20 protein-coding genes are annotated in these 16,727 nt (G+C 68.7%); 11 read left to right on the forward strand and 9 right to left on the reverse strand.

The features are described from left to right. The 5 genes from Q2100_RS08215 to Q2100_RS08235 form a co-directional block, all read left to right on the forward strand. Window positions 1–442: DAK2 domain-containing protein (locus Q2100_RS08215; RefSeq protein ID WP_302913612.1), on the forward strand; the 442-nt coding region annotated here is incomplete at its 5' end. Then, on the forward strand, window positions 439–927 hold the full coding sequence (gene derI1 / locus Q2100_RS08220) for a D-erythrulose 4-phosphate isomerase DerI1 (protein ID WP_302913613.1): 489 nt from the start codon (window positions 439–441) through the stop codon (window positions 925–927). The genes Q2100_RS08215 and derI1, both read left to right, overlap by 4 nt. 42 nt (window positions 928–969) lie before the next feature. Continuing rightward, window positions 970–1,425, forward strand: a complete 456-nt coding sequence (locus Q2100_RS08225; protein ID WP_302913614.1) for a Rieske (2Fe-2S) protein — start codon at window positions 970–972, stop codon at window positions 1,423–1,425. 89 nt (window positions 1,426–1,514) lie between these two features. Continuing rightward, a complete protein-coding gene (locus Q2100_RS08230; RefSeq protein ID WP_302913615.1) occupies window positions 1,515–2,381 on the forward strand; it encodes an EamA family transporter in 867 nt (288 codons plus the stop codon). Between the two features lie 34 nt (window positions 2,382–2,415). Next, window positions 2,416–2,769 (forward strand): hypothetical protein, encoded by a 354-nt coding sequence (locus tag Q2100_RS08235; protein WP_302913654.1) that lies wholly within the window; start codon window positions 2,416–2,418, stop codon window positions 2,767–2,769. 12 nt (window positions 2,770–2,781) lie between these two features. Here Q2100_RS08235 and Q2100_RS08240 read toward each other — a convergent pair whose 3' ends face one another. Genes Q2100_RS08240 through Q2100_RS08255 form a run of 4 tightly spaced genes read right to left on the reverse strand, consistent with a single transcriptional unit; the run spans window position 2,782 to window position 6,897 of the window. Further along, window positions 2,782–3,642, reverse strand: coding sequence for an ABC transporter permease (locus tag Q2100_RS08240; protein WP_302913616.1), 861 nt, complete (start codon window positions 3,640–3,642; stop codon window positions 2,782–2,784). After that, window positions 3,639–4,514: an ABC transporter permease gene (locus Q2100_RS08245; RefSeq protein ID WP_302913617.1), complete on the reverse strand. Its 876-nt coding sequence runs from the start codon at window positions 4,512–4,514 to the stop codon at window positions 3,639–3,641. Before Q2100_RS08245 ends, Q2100_RS08240 begins: the two co-directional genes overlap by 4 nt. 3 nt (window positions 4,515–4,517) lie before the next feature. Continuing rightward, window positions 4,518–5,720 (reverse strand): polyamine ABC transporter substrate-binding protein, encoded by a 1,203-nt coding sequence (locus Q2100_RS08250; protein WP_302913618.1) that lies wholly within the window; start codon window positions 5,718–5,720, stop codon window positions 4,518–4,520. 55 nt (window positions 5,721–5,775) lie between these two features. Continuing rightward, window positions 5,776–6,897, reverse strand: coding sequence for an ABC transporter ATP-binding protein (locus tag Q2100_RS08255; RefSeq protein ID WP_269895309.1), 1,122 nt, complete (start codon window positions 6,895–6,897; stop codon window positions 5,776–5,778). Between the two features lie 291 nt (window positions 6,898–7,188). On the opposite strand from Q2100_RS08255, the gene Q2100_RS08260 reads away from it, so the two are divergent. After that, entirely contained in the window at window positions 7,189–7,617 is a 429-nt protein-coding gene (locus Q2100_RS08260; protein ID WP_264014216.1) for a type II toxin-antitoxin system Rv0910 family toxin, read from the forward strand. On the opposite strand, the gene Q2100_RS08265 is transcribed toward Q2100_RS08260, so the two are convergent. Next, the gene (locus tag Q2100_RS08265) at window positions 7,614–9,086 is read right to left on the reverse strand and encodes an MFS transporter (protein WP_302913619.1); all 1,473 of its coding nucleotides are present in this window, start codon (window positions 9,084–9,086) and stop codon (window positions 7,614–7,616) included. The genes Q2100_RS08260 and Q2100_RS08265 overlap by 4 nt on opposite strands. 120 nt (window positions 9,087–9,206) lie before the next feature. On the opposite strand from Q2100_RS08265, the gene Q2100_RS08270 reads away from it, so the two are divergent. From Q2100_RS08270 to Q2100_RS08280, 3 genes are all read left to right on the forward strand, one after another. Then, a complete protein-coding gene (locus tag Q2100_RS08270) occupies window positions 9,207–10,613 on the forward strand; it encodes a purine-cytosine permease family protein (protein ID WP_302913620.1) in 1,407 nt (468 codons plus the stop codon). A 67-nt stretch (window positions 10,614–10,680) separates the two neighbouring features. Then, window positions 10,681–11,157, forward strand: coding sequence for a TspO/MBR family protein (locus Q2100_RS08275; protein WP_302913621.1), 477 nt, complete (start codon window positions 10,681–10,683; stop codon window positions 11,155–11,157). Continuing rightward, window positions 11,157–11,720, forward strand: a complete 564-nt coding sequence (locus Q2100_RS08280) for a phosphate-starvation-inducible PsiE family protein (protein WP_302913622.1) — start codon at window positions 11,157–11,159, stop codon at window positions 11,718–11,720. Before Q2100_RS08275 ends, Q2100_RS08280 begins: the two co-directional genes overlap by 1 nt. A 24-nt stretch (window positions 11,721–11,744) precedes the next feature. Here Q2100_RS08280 and Q2100_RS08285 read toward each other — a convergent pair whose 3' ends face one another. Next, window positions 11,745–12,797: a tartrate dehydrogenase gene (locus tag Q2100_RS08285; RefSeq protein WP_302913623.1), complete on the reverse strand. Its 1,053-nt coding sequence runs from the start codon at window positions 12,795–12,797 to the stop codon at window positions 11,745–11,747. After that, a complete protein-coding gene (locus tag Q2100_RS08290; protein WP_302913624.1) occupies window positions 12,794–14,398 on the reverse strand; it encodes an SLC13 family permease in 1,605 nt (534 codons plus the stop codon). The genes Q2100_RS08285 and Q2100_RS08290 overlap by 4 nt, the downstream gene beginning before the upstream one ends. Window positions 14,399–14,494: 96 nt before the next feature. Between Q2100_RS08290 and Q2100_RS08295 the strand changes: the two genes are divergently transcribed. Beyond that, on the forward strand, window positions 14,495–15,205 hold the full coding sequence (locus Q2100_RS08295; RefSeq protein WP_456094133.1) for a YwaF family protein: 711 nt from the start codon (window positions 14,495–14,497) through the stop codon (window positions 15,203–15,205). Here the strand turns inward: Q2100_RS08295 and Q2100_RS08300 are convergent. Then, entirely contained in the window at window positions 15,184–15,630 is a 447-nt protein-coding gene (locus tag Q2100_RS08300) for a MerR family transcriptional regulator (protein ID WP_302913626.1), read from the reverse strand. The two genes, Q2100_RS08295 and Q2100_RS08300, sit on opposite strands and share 22 nt — an antisense overlap. 79 nt (window positions 15,631–15,709) lie before the next feature. Here Q2100_RS08300 and Q2100_RS08305 point away from each other — a divergent pair, with 79 nt between their 5' ends. Next, window positions 15,710–16,321: a class I SAM-dependent methyltransferase gene (locus tag Q2100_RS08305; RefSeq protein ID WP_302913627.1), complete on the forward strand. Its 612-nt coding sequence runs from the start codon at window positions 15,710–15,712 to the stop codon at window positions 16,319–16,321. Between the two features lie 9 nt (window positions 16,322–16,330). Here Q2100_RS08305 and Q2100_RS08310 read toward each other — a convergent pair whose 3' ends face one another. Continuing rightward, complete coding sequence (locus Q2100_RS08310; protein ID WP_302913628.1) at window positions 16,331–16,714, reverse strand: hypothetical protein; 384 nt, start codon at window positions 16,712–16,714, stop codon at window positions 16,331–16,333. Window positions 16,715–16,727 lie beyond the last annotated feature (13 nt).

The following is a 16,727-nucleotide window of genomic DNA, read 5'->3' on the forward strand; positions in this document are numbered from 1 at the left end:
GTGGGCGGCCAAGGCCGGCGGCACGTCCGGCGTGCTGTGGGGTGCGCTGCTCAGCGCCCTCGGGGCACGTCTCGGCGACACCGGCCGCCCGGACTCCGCCACCGTGGCCGCGGGCATGCGCGACGGCTATGACGCGTTGATCCAACTGGGCGGAGCGGCGCCCGGTGACAAGACCATGCTCGACGCGCTGCTGCCGTTCGTCGAGGAACTCGAGCGCAGGACCGCCGACGGCGAATCCTGGCAACAGGCCTGGACATCGGCCGCCGAGACCGCGACCGAGGCGGCCCGCGCGACCGCCGAGATGCGGCCAAAGGTCGGCCGCGCCCGACCGCTGGCCGAGCGCAGCGTCGGCACCCCCGACGCCGGCGCCACGTCGCTGGCGATGTGCGCGCGCACCGTCGCGGGCTGTTTCACGCTGACCGCAGGAGGAGACACGCAGTGACCGACCGACAGACGACCGACCGACTTCGCATCGTCGTGGGTTCCGACGACGCAGGCTACGAATACAAGGAAGCCCTCAAGGGCGACCTGAGGGCAGACGACCGCGTCGCCGAGGTCACCGACGTCGGCGTGGGCACCGACGAGAACACCGCCTACCCGCACATCGCGGTCGCCGCCGCGCGTCTGGTGGCCGAGGGCAAGGCCGACCGCGCGCTGCTGGTGTGCGGCACCGGCCTCGGTGTGGCGATCAGCGCCAACAAGGTGCCCGGCATCCGCGCTGTCACCGCCCATGACAGCTTCTCCGTCGAGCGATCGGTGCTGTCCAACAACGCCCAGGTGCTCTGCTTCGGACAGCGCGTGGTGGGCCTGGAGCTCGCCCGGCGGCTGGCGCGCGAGTGGCTGGGCTACGAGTTCGACCCCTCCAGCGCATCGGCCGACAAGGTCGAGGCCATCTGCGGATACGAACCGACGTCGCAGTCGTCCTGACTGCACGCGTTTGACCGGCTGCATCCCGGGCACCGTTAGGGCATGGTCCGCCTACGCAACGACCCGCACGAGCGCGGCGTCGACACCGGCAGTGTGCTGCCGCCGATCATCCACGACAATCCCGCGGTGGCGCAGGGTGATCTACTCATCCGCGTCGACCAGCTCGACGAGCGCGGTGTCCGGGAGGTGAGGACCGAGCGGCACGGCGTGCTGGCGGTCGGCGTCACGCCCGGGGGAGAGCCGTTCGCCGTCGGCAACGTCTGCCGCCACCAGTACGCCCGCATGGGCCGCGGCCGTGTCACCGCGTCGGGCTGTCTGGAGTGCCCGTGGCACCGCGCGCGCTACGACGTCACGAACGGCCGGATGGTGGAGGGGCCGAAGGGCCGGATCTTCGGGTTCCGTCCGTACTCGGCGATGTTCCGGTTGCTCGGCAGCCGGTTCGGACTGCGGACGTTCCCGGTCCGGCTGCAGGACGGGGCGATTCACCTCGTCAACTGACCGCGGACAGCGATTGTTCGTAGAAGCTGAACGGTGTGTCCGTCGAAATCGCGTGGACGCGAACGGTCCGACTCCCGTTCAATTCAGGCATGTCCAGCAGTCACACCCGCACCGGGGCGTTCATGGCCGTGGCGGCCATGCTGTCGGTGCAACTCGGCGTCGCGGTCTCGGTCGCGCTGATCGATCGGATCGGCGCCGACGGCGCCGCCTGGCTGCGGCTGGCCTGGGCCGGCCTGCTGTTCCTGATCCTGCTGCGGCCACGCGCCGCGCGGTTCACCCGCCGGACATTCGCCACCTGTGTCGGCCTCGGCGTCGTCATTGCAGGAGTCACTCTGTTGTTCATGGCCGCCCTGGACCGGATCCCGATGGGAACGGCCAGCGCACTGGAGTTCCTCGGCCCCCTCGCCGTGGCGATCGCCCACGGCCGCGGCCTCGGGCGCATCGTGTGGCCGGCCTCGGCCGCCGCCGGGGTGCTGTTGATGACCGAGCCGTGGTCGGGCACCGTCGACCCGGTCGGCGTGATGTACGCACTGGCCGCCGCGTGCTGCTGGGCGGGCTACATCCTGCTGACCCAGCGGGTGGGTGACCAGGTCGCCGGAATCGGCGGTCTCTCGGTGTCGATGCCGGTGGCGGCGCTGGTCGCGACCGCGGTGGTGGGTCCCGACGTCTTCGACCGGCTCACACCGCAACTCCTGCTGATCGGCCTCGGGCTGGCCGTCCTGCTGCCGGTGGTCCCGTTCGCGCTGGAGCTGCTGGCGCTGCGCCGGCTCACCACCGCCGCCTTCGGCACGCTGATGAGCCTGGAACCGGCGTTCGCGCTGATCATCGGTTTGGTGGTGCTGCACCAGATCCCCGGTGTCTCGGCGGCGGTCGGCATCTGTTTCGTGGTGGCGGCGGGCATCGGCGCCGCGCGTGCCGGCAGCCGGCCGGCGCCGGTCCCCGCCGAGGTCGGCTGAGCGCTACGCTCGTCGGAGCATCAGGGAGGTGGCGATGGCGCGAGGGATGTTCGACTCACCGGTCGTGGGTGTCGTGAACGCCGGTGTGACCGGGCTGCTGAACCTGCCCGTCGTGGGCCGCCTGGTCGGCCGCGGCCTGGTGGTGATCCGCTATGTGGGAAGGCGTTCGGGCGCCACGTTCGAGACGCCGGTGGGCTACCGCCGCCGCGGCGAGACGATCCTCATCGGCGTCGTCGCGCCTGACAAGAAGAACTGGTGGCGCAACTTCCTCGGCGGCGGTGCGCCGATCACCCTGCTCGACTTCGAGGGCCGCGACCGCACGGGTCACGCCGTGGCGCACCGCGACGACCGCGGTGAGGTCTCGGTGACGGTGACGCTCGACCGCTGAGCGCAGAAGCCCTCAGCCGTCGATCCGCTTGCGCCGGTGCAGCGTTCCCACGCCGAGCAGGATCAGGCTGACCACCAGGATCGCGGTGGCCAGCACGTTGATCTGCGGCGGCACCGCAGCCTTCACGGCGGCGTTCACATACAGCGGGTAGGTGACCGACGAGCCACTCACGAAGTAGGTGATGATGAAGTCGTCGAGCGACAGCGCGAACGACAGCATCGCCGCGGCGATGATGCCCGGAACGATGAGCGGCAGGGTCACCTTGAAGAACGTCCTGGCCGGACCCGCACCCAGATCCATCGACGCGTCCTCCAGGGTCCAGTCGAACCCGCGCATCCTGGCCCGCACCGTCATCGCGATGAAGCTGACCTCGAACGCGATGTGCGCCAACAGGATCGTGACATAACCTGTCGCCCAGCCCAGGTCGAGGAACAGCACCAGTAGCGACGCACCCATCACCACCTCGGGCGCCGTCAGCGGCAGGATCAGGAACGTGTCGACCGCCCGCTGACCGCGGAATCGCTGGCGCACCAGCGCGATCGCCACCAGCGTGCCCAACACCAGCGCGACCGCCGTCGACACTCCGGCCACACTGAGGCTCAGCTTCATCGCCTCGGTGAGCGCCGGATACTTGAACGGATCGAGCCAGTTGTCGAGCGTGAAACCCTGCCAGCTGTAGTTGAACTTGCCCTTCGGATCGTTGAACGAGAACAGCACGATCACGAAGATCGGGATGAACAGGTAGAGCAGGACCAGGCCGGCCACGATCCGCAGGGCCCAGTCACCCCATCGCGGGCTGCCCTTGATCGTCTTGGCCGGTTGCCCGGCCTCCTGGGCCGCGGCAGCCACCGCGGCGCCCGCCTGCGTCGTCATACCAGGTCCTCCGTGCCGAGCGCACGCGTGTACAGCAGCACACCGGCGAGGATGATCGACATGAGCACCAGGCTGAGTGCCGCCGCGGCCGGGTAGTCCTTGACCACCAGGAACTGTTGCTGGATCACGTTGCCGATCATCGTGGTCTGGGTGCTGCCGAGATACTCGGCGTTGATGAAATCGCCTGCGGCGGGAATGAACACGAGCAGACTGCCGGCCAGCACGCCCGGCAGGGCCAGCGGCAGGATCACTTTGGTGAAGCTGCGGGTGTTCGACGAGTACAGGTCCTTGGACGCCTCGACCAAGCGCGGGTCGATCTTCTCCAGGCTGACGTAGAGCGGCAGGATCATGAAGATGATCCAGTTGTAGATCAGCCCGCCGATCACCGCCCAGCTGGTGGACAGCAGCCGGCCGTCACCGGGCAGCAGCCCGACGGTGCCCAGGGCGGAGACCACCCAGCCGTCGTCGGCCAGGATGGTCTTCCACGCGATGGTGCGGATCAGAAAGGTGACGAAGAACGGCAGGATCACCAGACCCAGGATCAGGTTCTTGAACCGGCCCGCCTTGAAGGCGATCACGTACGCCAGCGGGAACGCCAGCAGCAGACACACCACCGTCGCGGTCAGCGCGTATCCGAACGACCGCAGGATCTGGTCGTGGTAGCGACTGAACGCGTCGGCGTAATTGCCGAACTCCCACGAGAACGTCAGCGTCGGAAGGTATACCGACCCGCCCGACGACGACAGCGACGTGCGCGCCAGCGAGACCAGCGGCACGACGAAGAAGACTGCCAGGTATGCCAGTGCGGGCAGGATCATCAGATAGGGCGCGATCCTGCTGCGCCTGCGACTGCTGGTGGCGGTGCCTGCCATCGGTCAGGCGCCGGTGACCGCGGCGTAGGCGGCGTTGAACTCCTGGGTCTGTTCGTCGGTCAACGCGGGCCAGGTCGCCAGCTTGTCGCGGGTGGCCTGCGGCGGGTTGATCAGCTCGTTCTTCGCCAGCGTCGGGTCGAGTTTGTCGAGTTCGGCGTCCATGTCCGACAGCACCGGCACGTACTGGGTGAAGGCGATCAGCTTCGCGTAGTTCGCGCGGTCGTAGACGTAGTTGATCCACTCCTCGGCGGCGGTCTTGTTCTTGGTCGAGTTCGGGATGACCATGGTGTCGATCGACGTCAGGCCGCCGGATTCGGGCACGATGAACTGCAGGTCGGGATTGTCCTTCTGCAGCTGCACGACGTCGCCCGAATAGGCCTGTGCGATGACGAGATTGCCGGCCGCGAGGTCGTCGGAGTAGTCGTTGCCGGTGAACCGGCGGATCTGGCCGCGGTCCTTCTGCTCACGGATGAGGTCCACCGCCTGCTGAACGGTCTTGGAGTCCGCGTTCTCCGGCGAGTTGCCCTGCGCCTGCATGATCATCCCGAGCCCGTCCTGGGTGTCGGAGAACAGGCTGACCTTGCCCTTGAACGCGGGGTCCCACAGGTCGTCGACCTTGGTGATGTCGCGGCCGGTGGCGGCCCGGTTGTAGGCCAGGCCGACCATGTAGGACATGTACGGCGCACTGAACTTGCGTCCCGAATCGGCGGGCGAGTCCATCAGTTCGGGCAGCAGGTTCTTCCTGTTGGTCCACCGGGATTCGCTGATCTCGTTGAGCCAGCCGAGCGAGTTGAGCCGCGCCGCCATGAACTGCGTCGGCACCACGAGGTCGGCGCCGATGTCCTGTCCGCGCGACAGCGGCTCCTTGGCCTTGGCGAACCACTCCTCGTTGTCGTTGTAGTCCTCTTTGTAGTCGACGGTCAGACCGGTGGCGGTCTGGAAGGCGGCGATGAAGCCGTCGGCCATGTACAGCGGCCAGTTGGAGATCCGCAGATTGCCGCTGGCCGGCGCACCGTCATCGGTGGCGGTCGGCGACGACGAACCGCTGCCGCTGTCGGAGCCGCAGGCCGCCAGCACGGTGGGGCCCAGTGCCAGGGCCGCCGCCGCGGCAGCGCCGCCGCCGATGAAGCGACGGCGGGACGTCCTGGCGGCGGTCAGCCGGGCGAGCAGCGCGGGGTCGATGTCGGCGGAGTTCTTGGAGCGCATGGCGGGTGTGCCTTTCGTGATGGGTGTGGGGGAGCGGACGCCGATGCCGAGACGATCAGGAATCGTCGAGCATCTCCTCCAGGTCCTCCGTGGTGGGGATGTCCGCGGCGGGCAGCACGAGCGAGGCTTCCGGCGACCAGTAGGCGAAGACCTCGTCGCCGGGGCGCAGCAGCGGCAGTTCCTGCTCGGGCCCGACGTGCGCGACGATGGCGGACTCGTCGGCGGCGGCGAGCGAGAGCCGCACCACCGGTCCCTGAAAGGTCAGGTCCCTGACCTTCGCGCGGACGGCCGCGAACTCCGCGGCGGGCTGTTCCATCGCGACCCTGACCCGCTCGGGACGGATCATCAGCGTCGCGTGGCCGCCGGCCTCGATGGTGGTCTCGCCGGGACGGGCACGCAGTGTGGTGCCGAGGACCTCGACGTCGACCAGGCCACCGTTGCTCCGGCCGGTCTGGCGTCCGGGCCAGAGATTCGCCTGGCCGATGAAGCTCGCGACGAACACGGTGGCGGGCCGCTCGTAGATCTCGTTCGGCGTGCCGATCTGCTCAACGTTGCCCGCGTTCATCACCGCGATGCGGTCGCTCATGGTCAGCGCCTCCTCCTGGTCGTGCGTCACGTAGATGAACGTGATGCCGACCTCGCGCTGGATCCGCTTGAGCTCGAACTGCATGATCTGACGCAACTTGAGGTCGAGCGCGCCGAGCGGTTCGTCGAGCAGCAGTGCGCTCGGGTAGTTGACCAGTGCCCGCGCCAGCGCCACCCGCTGTTGCTGGCCGCCAGAGAGCTGACCCGGCCTGCGGGTGGCGAAGTCGGTCAGCCGGACGATCTCGAGCAGTTCGTCGACGCGACGCTTGATCTCCGCCTTCTCCTTCTTCCTGCTGCGCGGACCGTAGGCCACGTTGTCCCACACCGACATGTGCGGGAACAGCGCGTAGTGCTGGAAGACCGTGTTGACGTTGCGTTTGTGCGGGGGGACCCGGGACACGTCGGCGCCCTCGAGGCGGATGGCACCCGACGTGGGGGTCTCGAACCCGGCGATCATGCGCAGCGTGGTGGTCTTGCCGCAGCCCGACGGCCCGAGCATGGAGAAGAACTCTCCCGAGCCGATCGAGAAGTCGGCATCGGCCACCGCCACGTAATCGGCGAAGCGCTTCGTGACGTGGTCGATCTCGATCACCGGGCCGGTCGCGGCGGATCCGCCCGGGGTGCCGGTGATGTTGTCGACGGCGGTGGTGTGTGTGCCGGTCAGAACGCAGTCCTCCTCGATGCAGCCCCCCGCAGCCTTATAAACATGGCCGATACCGGCGACCTTCGCAAGCGATTCCGCAACGATTTAACATTCCGACAATGGAATCCTTCGTTATGCCGGGTGACATCGAGAGATTCCGCGTGGAACGGGGTGTCGGATCGGGGTGTCCGGGAACCGGAGACCGTTTACCATTCGCACTTCATCGGGTAGTGAGGTGGCATGGCATCGGTTGACGTCGCGGTTTCCTCGGACCTGAGCCCGGAGGACGCATGGGAGCTGGCGTCCAATCTGCGCCGCTTCGACGAGTGGCTGACGATCTTCGCCGGCTGGCGCAGTCACGTGCCCGACGAGATCGAGGTCGGCACCTGCGTGTCGTCCTTGATCAAGGTCAAGGGCTTCCGCAACACCATCCACTGGCGGGTCACCCGTTACGACGAGCCCAAGGACATCGAGCTCGTCGGCACCGGCAGGCCCGGGGTCTGCATCGCACTGTCGCTGCACGTGGAGGAGGAGGGCGACGGCTCGAAGTTCCGGGTGATCGCCGACCTCTCCGGCGGCCTGCTGAACACCAGGGTGGGCAATCTCGTCGCCAAGGTCATCGAATCCGACGTGCAGAAGTCGGTGTCGAACCTCGCGGCGCTGCGCTAACCCCACTCGTGGTTCATCGCCCGCGTCTCGTAGCGTGCCTCGTCGGTGTCGACACCGCGTTCCCGGGACCGCGACAGCGCGATGAGCACCATCGCGAGTGCGGCCGTCACCGCGCCCGCCCAGAAGATCGTCACGAAGCCGGCTTCCACCGGTAGCCCGGTGCCGGGCTGAGTGTGCGACAGCAGCACCGCGACCACCGCGGCCGCCGTCGAACTGCCGATGGTGCGGGCGATGGCGTTCATGCCGGTCGCCACGCCGGTCTCGCCCGCGTCGACGTCGCCGACGATGAGTGCGGGCAGCGCGCCGTAGCCGAGGCTGATGTAGGCGTTGGCCAGGATGCCGGCGACGATCACCTGCCAGGGGCGGCCGTGAGCGACCGCCAGCATGACGAACCCGGCGATGCCTGCGAGCGCGGCCGCCACGAGTACCCGGCGCGCGCCGAACCGCTCGATGAACCGCCCGCTGATGAGTGCCACGGCGAATCCCGTCACCGCACCCGGCAGCAGGTACACCACGCTCGCCTCGAGCACATCGGCGCCGAAGCCGTAACCGGCCGCGCTCGGCGTCTGCACGAACTGCGTCAGCCCGAGAAACGCGAAGTACAGGCCCATACCGACGAAGACGGTGGCCAGGTTGGTGAGCAGGATCGGCCTGCGGGCGAGCATCCGGGTCGACACGAGCGGCCGCGCAGCGCGCCGCTCCCACCACCACCAGGCCACCAGCACGACGACTCCCGTCACCGCGGTGCCGATCGTGCGCGGCGACGCCCATCCCCAGCTGTTGCCCTGGGTGACGGCGAGCAGCACCGCCGAAAGGCCCGCCGCCAGACCCGCCGCCCCCAGCCAGTCGATCGTCCCGGACGACGTGCGCGTCCGGGACGGCACCACCGCCAGCACCACGCCGATGACCACGACGGTGAATGCGGTGGTCAGCCAGAACACCCGCTGATAGCCGGCGCCGTCGGCCATCAGCAGGCCGGTGACCACCAGTCCCGCCCCGCCGCCGAATCCGAGCGTTCCCGACATCACCGTCATCGCGCCCACCAGGCGCTCGCGCGGCAACTCCTCGCGCAGGACCGCCACCCCGATCGGGTACAGCGCGTACGACGCACCTTGCAGGACGCGACCCACGATGAGCATGGCGAGCGACGACGTGGTGGCCGCGAGGACACTGCCGACCAGGACCACCGCCAGGACGGTGAGCAGGACGCGCTTCTTGCTGTACAGGTCGGCGAGCCGGCCGATCAGCGGGGTCAGGGCGATGGCGGCGAGAAGGTTGGCGGTGACCGCCCAGCTGACGGCGACACCGGACACGGACAGCTGCGTGGCGATGACGCCCAGTACCGGGACCACCGCCGTCTGCAGCACCGCGACGGTGAGCACCACGACGCTCAGCCCGGCGACCAGCAGGCCGGGCCGCCGCACCGGCGGGAAGGCGGGCGTCGACCGGTTCGCGTCGGTCTCGACCACACCCACTCCGATCGTTAGCTCGCCTTCGTTGTCAGTTCCCCTGACGCTAGCCTTCGCCGCGCCCGACGCGACGGCGAGGTGGCCCGGGGCGGGAGCGACCGATCGTGGTCGAATGAACGCATGACTTCCGGCCCGACGTCGAATGCGCTGACTGCGGCGACCTTCACAGGTCACCGACCCTCGGGGGTGGGTGACATGTCCGTGGAGACCCACGGCATCGCGCCCATCCCGACCGACCAGCGGTACGGCAAGCCGTCCCGGCTGTTCACGGTGTGGTTCGCGCCGCAGGTCACCATGAGCGGGGTGTTCACCGGCACGCTGGCCATCGTGCTCGGCCTCGGCTTCTGGCTGGGAATGCTGGCGATGGTCATCGGCACCGTCCTGGGTTCCCTTGTGGTGGCCTACCTTTCGACCTGGGGGCCGCGCACCGGCACCGGACAGCTGCCGCATTCCCGGATGGCCTTCGGCGGTGGGGTGGTGCTGCCGGGCGTGCTGCAGTGGGGATCGTCGATCGCGTGGGACGCGCTGGTGGGACTGTTCGGCGGCGAGGCCCTCGCGGCCCTGCTCGGCATCCCGTTCTGGGTCGCGGTGCTGATCGTGCTGGGCGTGCAGGGCGTCGTGGGGTTCTTCGGCTACGAGCTGATCCACCGGCTGCAAGCAGTGCTGACCGTCGTGCTGTTCGCCACCTTCCTGGTGTTCGCCATCAAGGTCGTCAGCAGCCACGACGTGATCACCGCCGCCACCGTGACGGGCCCCGACCTGGTCGGGGCGTTCGTCCTCGAGGTGACGATCGCGTTCAGCCTCGCGATCTCCTGGGCCAGCTATGCCGCCGACTTCAGCCGCTACCTGCCCGCGAACTCACGGCGTGCTCAGGTCTTCGGATACACGTTCGGCGGGGTCGTGTTGGCCTACATCTTCGTTCAGGCGATCGGCATCGCCGCCGCCGACCTGCTCGCCGACCAGACCGCCGAAGGGGTGCGCTCGGTGATGGGCGGCGGCGTCGTCGGCGGCCTGGCGCTGGTGGTCATCGCGCTGGCCTCGGTGGGCTCCGGGGTGATGAACGACTACAGCGGCTCGCTGGCGTTGCAGACGGTCGGCGTCCGGGTCCGCAGGCCGGTGTCGGCGGTCATCATCACGGCGTTGGCGTTCCTGCTCATCCTGTGGCTGCACGCCGCCGACACCGCGACGAGGTTCACCGACGTACTGCTGCTGGTGAGTTACTGGATCCCGGCGTTCGTCGCCGTGGTCGTGATCGACTGGCGGCTGCGCAGCGCCGGGCGGGACACCATCGATCCCGCTGCCGAGCACACCGACCCGCGCGACGCGGCGGTGGCACTCGGCGCGTTCGTGGTGGCCTACCTCGCCGCGATGCCGTTCATGCACACCACCCTCATCGAGGGGTTCGTGGCACGGGCCTGGCACGGCGCCGACATCGCCTACTTCGTCAACTTCGCGGTGGCCGCGGTGCTCTACGGCGGCTATCGATTGGCTACGCGGCGACGCGTGCGTGGTGCCGCGGTCGGCTGACTCTGGGAGCGGCGGAGATTCGCCCGGTCGCGATTCGGGTATCGCTCATCCGACGAAAGGGGTCCCCATGCGGGCAGCCACCCTGGCCAAGACGGCCGGAGCAGTCTTCGCCACCGCGGCAGTGGGAGGTCTGGCGAGCCGGCCGGCCGAGTCGGCGTGGTACGCGAAGCTGAAGAAGCCGAGTTTTCAGCCACCGCGGCAGGCCTTTCCGATCGTCTGGCCCATCCTGTACGCCGACATCGCCGCGGTGTCCGCGGGCACCCTCGACGAGCTCGACGGAACCGCGCCCGAGAAGGCGCGCGCCTACCGCGTCGCGCTGGCGGCGAATCTCGTCCTCAACGGCGGCTGGACTTGGCTGTTCTTCAACCAGCACCGGCTCGGGGCGTCGGCGGTGGCCGCGGCGGCGCTGACGGCGAGCAGCGCCGACCTGACCCGGCGTGCGATCGAGGCGCGCGGACCTGGCGCGGCGGTGCTGGCGCCCTATCCGCTGTGGTGCGCGTTCGCCACTGCGTTGTCCACCAGCATCTGGCGGCTGAACCGCTGATGGCGAAGACAAGAGACGTCAAGGACGCCAAAGACGCCAAGAACGAAGAGAAAGAAGACGACCGGCAGCGGTTCGCCGACCGTGCCCTCGGCGTCATGGAGGACACCATCTACTGGGCGATCGCCGTCGTCCTGGTGATCGGCTCGGGCGCCCTGCTGGTCGCCCAGTTCAACACGATGCTGCGGCTGCGCAACTCGCCCGCCTCGACGGTCATGCTCGAGGTGCTCGACGGCCTGCTGCTGATCTTCATCTTCGTCGAACTGCTCTACGCGGTGCGGTCGTGTCTGCGATCTCATGAGATCGTCGCCGAACCGTTCCTGATCGTCGGCATCCTCGCCGGCATCAAGGAGATCGTGGTGCTGTCCGTGGAGGCGGCGAAACTGCTCGACCAGGGCCCGGTGTTCGCCCGCGCAGTGGTGGAGATCGGGGTGCTCGCCGGCGTGGTGCTGGCCCTCGCAGTGGCCGCCTTCGTGCTGCGGGAGCGCCGGCGTGACACCGAGGACGCCGGGAAGCAGGTCGCCGAGGAGGAAGCCGAAGAAGAGGACGACGCGGAATCCAAATAGGCTCCGCGCGCGTCGTTTCCGGCCTCAGCGCACGGCGTCCACCAATGCGTCGGTCACCTCGCGGGTGGACGCGGTGCCGCCGAGGTCGCCGGTGCGGGTGTGCGGCTCGGCGAGGGTGGCCGCCATCGCGGTGACGATGTCCGCGGCGGCCGCCGGGTGGCCGAGGTGGTCGAGCATCATGGCGGCCGACCAGACCGCGCCGACGGGATTGGCCACTCCGCGTCCGGCGATGTCGGGCGCCGAGCCGTGCACCGGTTCGAACATCGACGGGTACTGCTTGGTCGGATCGAGGTTCGCCGACGGCGCGATACCGATCGACCCGGCGACCCCGGCCGCGAGGTCGGACAGGATGTCACCGAACAGATTCGATGCCACCACCACGTCGAAGCGCCGCGGGTCCAACACGAATTTCGCTGCCAGCGCGTCGATGTGCTCACTGACCACCTCGATGTCGGGATGGCGGGCACTGCGTTCGGCGACGACCTCGTCCCAGAACGGCAGCGTGTGCACGATGCCGTTCGACTTGGTCGCCGAGGTGAGGTGTTTGCGCCGGGTCGCGGCGAGTTCGAGTGCATAGTCCGCGATCCGGGTGATGCCGACGCGGGTGAACACCGATTCCTGCACCGCCATCTCGTCGGGGAAGCCGCGGTTCATCCGGCCGCCGATCTCGCTGTACTCACCCTCGACGTTCTCGCGGACCACGACGAAGTCCACCCCGTCGGCGTCGCGCAGCGGACTGCGCACGCCGTCGAACACCCGGATCGGCCGCAGGTTCACGTACTGGCGGAAGGCCCGCCGGATGGGGATGAGCAGACCCCACAGCGAGACGTGGTCGGGGACGCCCGGCCAGCCGACGGCGCCGAGCAGGATGGCGTCGAACTCGCGTAGGGTGTCGATCCCGTCGGCGGGCATCATCGCGCCCTCGTTGGCGTAGCGTTCGCACGACCAGTCGAAATCGGTGTAGGACAGCGAGATCGAGTGTTTGGCGCATACCGCGTCGAGGACCGCGCATACCGCGTCGATCACTTCACCGCCGATCCCGTCGCCAGGGATCACCGCGATCTTCTGGACGGTCACGATCCGAGCCCCAGCATCGCGACCAGCAGCGGCAGGAACACGATGATGAGGATCGCGCCGGCGATGTCGAAGGTGATGCCGGAGCGGATCATCGTCGTGATCGGCACCGCCCCGGAACCGTAGACGATGGCGTTCTGCGGAGTGGACACCGGGAGCATGAAGCCGAACGACGCCGCGAAGGTGGCTGCCAGGGCCGGGACGAACGGGTTCACACCCGCGGCCACCGCCACCGGGATGATGATCGGCACCACGACTGCGGCCGATGCGGTGTTGCTCGTCGTCTCCGACACCACGATCGCCAGCAGCACCGCGAAGATCGTGATCGGCAGGACGCTGGACAGCCCGAGCGAGTCGGCCACCGAGGTGCCGATGGTCTCGGCCAGTCCGGTGTCGGCGAGCAGCGATCCGAAGATGATGCCGGTGCCGAACAATACGATGGTGCCCCAGTCGATCTGTGCGGCGTCCTTCCACCGCAGCGTGAACTCGCGGTTCTCCCAGTCGGTGGGCAGCAGGAACAGCAGCGCCGCGCCGAACACCGCGACCGTGCCCTCGTCGAGCCGGTCGCTGACCGCGGTGTAGATGTCGGAGTCGTTGCCGAAGATTAGCGCGATGATGCCGGGAAAGATCCAGAGCGAGACGGTGATGCCGAAAGCGATGAGAGTGTTCTTCTCCGCCCTCGACAGCTTGCCCATCTCCGCGCGCTGTTCGTCGACGTACTCCGTGACGCCCTCGATGTGCTTGATCTCCGGCTTGTTCAGCTTGATCAGCACGAACGCGAGGACCACGAACATCAGCAGGCAGATCGGCGCAGCCATCACCATCCACTGGCCGAAGCTGATCCGCTCACCGGTGGCCTCCTCGATGAGGCCGCGGCCGATCAGGTTGGGTGGGCTGCCCACCGGTGTCAGCAGTCCGCCCACACTGGCCGCGTAGGCCAGCATGAGCATGACGGCGGCGCCGACCTTCAGCCGAAGCGGGTCGAAGTCTTCGGGGACCTTGCCCTGCACCTGCAGCAGCTTCGCCACGACGCCGAGGATGCCGATCGCGGTGGGCAGCAACATGGCGACGGTGGCGGTGTTGGAGACGAATGCCGAGAGCAGACAGGTGATCCCGCCGAAGGCGACGATCACCCCGGTGGTGGACTGCCCCACGCGGGGCAGTGCGAGGATGCGGAACGCGAAGCGCCGGGCGAGACCGTGTTTGAGCATCGCCTGGGCGAGGATGAAGGCGCCGATGAAGGTGAACACCGTCGAGGAACCGAAGGGGCCCAGCACGTCATCGGCCGGCGCCACACCCATGAAGACGACCACCGCGACGCCGAGCAGACCGCCGATGGGGATCGGGACCGCCTCGCTCACCCAGAGCACGATCACGCCGAGCAGAACGCCGGCCAAGGTCTGTTGTTGCGGCGGGATGTCCAGTGGCAGCGCGAGGAAGGCGATCGCGACAACCGGTGCGAGGAAGAGACCGACGGTGCGCCGGCCCTTCTCGAACCGCTCCTCACCCGGTGAGAGCCGCTGCTCACCCAGGCTGCGGTAGGTGGCGCCGCCCATCAGCGCCTTGTCGACGTCTGTCCTCTTGGCCTGTTCCCCGGCGGTCATGGCGCTCTCCTGACGGCAACTGGAAGACGTGTGGCTTGCGTCACACCGAAAGGGGAGTGCCCAAACCACCGCAGGACTAATCGCGATAGCGTGCCAATCGTGGCGAGCGCATCCGGTGAGTTCACCGCCTACGGGATCTCGCACTGGGCCGCGATCGCGGTGTTCGTGGCAGGCGCCGTGCTGCTGGTAGGGCTCGGCCGCCGTCAGAGCCCTGCGCAGTCCCGCCGGTTCGGCCGCGTCGTCGGAGCAGTGACGGCGGCGATCTACGCTGTGGCGGTTGTCTATTCGATGTTCCCACCCAGCATCGAGCGGTCGGTCCCGCTGCACCTCACTGATCTCGCCACCGTGGTGTCGGCGTGCGCCTGGTGGTCCCAGCGACACTGGGCGCATGCGCTGATGTACTACTGGGGGCTGGTGCTGAGCGTGCAGGCGCTGATCTCACCGGCCCTGCGCGGGCCGGACTTTCCGCACTACCAGTACCTCGGGTTCTGGTTCATCCACCTCGTCGTCGTGTGGGGGGCGGTCTATCTCACGTGGGGGCGCGGCATTCGCCCGAACTGGCGCAGCTATCGCATCGCGGTGGCGGTGACGTCGGCGTGGATGGTGGTCACGTTCGCGTTCAACCGGCTGACGGGCAGCAATTACGGCTTCCTGAACGGCAAGCCGAGCACCGGCAGCCTGCTCGACGTCCTCGGCCCGTGGCCCCTCTACGTCGTCGTGGGCGCGGTCGCCGTGTTCGTGCTGTGGGCGCTGATGACGTGGCCGTGGACGCGGGCCGGACGCGGTCACGACTCGCCGGCGGGGTGAGCACCCATCTGCTCGGCGGACAGCTGTTCCACACTGAGGCCGTCGACCAGGCGGTCGAGCGTGCCGACCATCGTCGCGCATTCCCGGGCCGGACGGTCGGCCGGGCAGTGCAGCGCATGGGTCAGGAACACCTGTGCGCCCTTCGCCTGGGCGATGACTCGGTCGAGGGCGTCGATCTGGTCGCGGACCGTCTGTCGCCAATCGGAACTGGGGGCGTCCAGCACCGCGGCGGCGGTGTCCAGGGGCAGACCCAGTCCGTTGGCAAGTTTGAGGAAGGCCAACCGCCGCATCTCGTCTGGCCCGTACATGCGGCGTCCGCCCCTGCGCGCGCACGGCGACACCAGTCCGCGCTCGTCGTAGTAGCGCAGTGCCGACGTCCGCATCCCCAGCCGCAGCGCCGCATCACCGATCGGGATCAGTTCCATCTCCGCATTTGACTTCAACCCGGCTTGAACCGGCAAGGTCTTTTCGAGATCACCGCCGATGTGGCCGAAGGAGTCAGGGATGGCCGGAACCACCGTCGTCAACCATCACGCGGACCATCCGGGCTTTGCCGGCCCCGGCGGGCTGCTGTTCGCCATCGCCCTGCTGCTGATCGGGCGCCCCAACGCCCGCCTCGCGGTCGAGCTCGCCGAGGTGTCGAACGCCGATCGCGTCGTCGACATCGGTTGTGGTGCAGGAGTGGCGGTGCGCGCCGCCGCACGCCGGGGAGCCGGCGCGACAGGTGTCGACCCGGCGCCGGTGATGCTGCGGGTGGCCCGGCTCGTCACCCGCGGCGGTGGGACGGTCGGCTGGGCGCAGGGGAGCGCCGAGCAGGTCCCGCTGCCGGATGCGTCGGCGACGGTGCTGTGGTCGTTGGCGACGGTGCACCACTGGAAGGACGTCGACGCCGGGCTCGCCGAAGCCCACCGCGTCCTGCAGCCCGGGGGGCGGTTGCTGGCCGTCGAGCGCCGAACCTCCGCCGACGCCACGGGGTTGGCCTCACACGGCTGGACCGGCGATCAGGCGGAGGCCTTCGCCTCGCTGTGCCGGGCTGCGGGATTCACCGATGTCGGCGTCACGGAGCACGGGCAGGGCCGGCGCGGCGTCTGGGTGGTGCGTGGCCTCCGTCCGTGAACTGGGGGCTCAGTACGGGGTGAGCACCGCGCGGTGCGCCAGCGGCTGGGTCAGCGGTACGTCGAGGGTGCCCGACACCGCGATCATGATGCAGGCACGGGCGACGGACTCGGGCCGGGCGCCGCTGCGCAACCGCACTTCGACGGTGTCGGGGGTCTCCAGCACCGTGGCGTGCACGCCGAAGCACTCAGGGGTGCCCGCGGTGAAACGGAGACGCAGGGTGCGGCCGCCGTCCTGCACGGTCCACGACTCCACCTGCAACGGATGGCTGTCGACGATCTGCGGGGTGTCGACGAAGGGGACCGAGCCGTCCGTGTCCGGATCTGCGTATGCGGTCCACGGCGCCGCGACGATCCCGCACAGGAGCACGCCGATCAGCAGGAGAGTCCGCACCGTCACACCGTAG

Source organism: Mycolicibacterium arseniciresistens, from assembly GCF_030519285.1.
GTDB classification, from domain to species: domain Bacteria; phylum Actinomycetota; class Actinomycetes; order Mycobacteriales; family Mycobacteriaceae; genus Mycobacterium; species Mycobacterium arseniciresistens.

Coding starts and splice junctions, on each gene's coding strand:
- Q2100_RS08225 (WP_302913614.1), top strand. CDS start 970: ATGGTCCGCCTACGCAACGACCCGCACGAGCGCGGCGTCGACACCGGC.
- Q2100_RS08230 (WP_302913615.1), top strand. CDS start 1,515: ATGTCCAGCAGTCACACCCGCACCGGGGCGTTCATGGCCGTGGCGGCC.
- Q2100_RS08235 (WP_302913654.1), top strand. CDS start 2,416: ATGGCGCGAGGGATGTTCGACTCACCGGTCGTGGGTGTCGTGAACGCC.
- Q2100_RS08240 (WP_302913616.1), bottom strand. CDS start 3,642: ATGACGACGCAGGCGGGCGCCGCGGTGGCTGCCGCGGCCCAGGAGGCC.
- Q2100_RS08245 (WP_302913617.1), bottom strand. CDS start 4,514: ATGGCAGGCACCGCCACCAGCAGTCGCAGGCGCAGCAGGATCGCGCCC.
- Q2100_RS08250 (WP_302913618.1), bottom strand. CDS start 5,720: ATGCGCTCCAAGAACTCCGCCGACATCGACCCCGCGCTGCTCGCCCGG.
- Q2100_RS08260 (WP_264014216.1), top strand. CDS start 7,189: ATGGCATCGGTTGACGTCGCGGTTTCCTCGGACCTGAGCCCGGAGGAC.
- Q2100_RS08270 (WP_302913620.1), top strand. CDS start 9,207: ATGACTTCCGGCCCGACGTCGAATGCGCTGACTGCGGCGACCTTCACA.
- Q2100_RS08275 (WP_302913621.1), top strand. CDS start 10,681: ATGCGGGCAGCCACCCTGGCCAAGACGGCCGGAGCAGTCTTCGCCACC.
- Q2100_RS08280 (WP_302913622.1), top strand. CDS start 11,157: ATGGCGAAGACAAGAGACGTCAAGGACGCCAAAGACGCCAAGAACGAA.
- Q2100_RS08290 (WP_302913624.1), bottom strand. CDS start 14,398: ATGACCGCCGGGGAACAGGCCAAGAGGACAGACGTCGACAAGGCGCTG.
- Q2100_RS08300 (WP_302913626.1), bottom strand. CDS start 15,630: ATGGAACTGATCCCGATCGGTGATGCGGCGCTGCGGCTGGGGATGCGG.
- Q2100_RS08305 (WP_302913627.1), top strand. CDS start 15,710: ATGGCCGGAACCACCGTCGTCAACCATCACGCGGACCATCCGGGCTTT.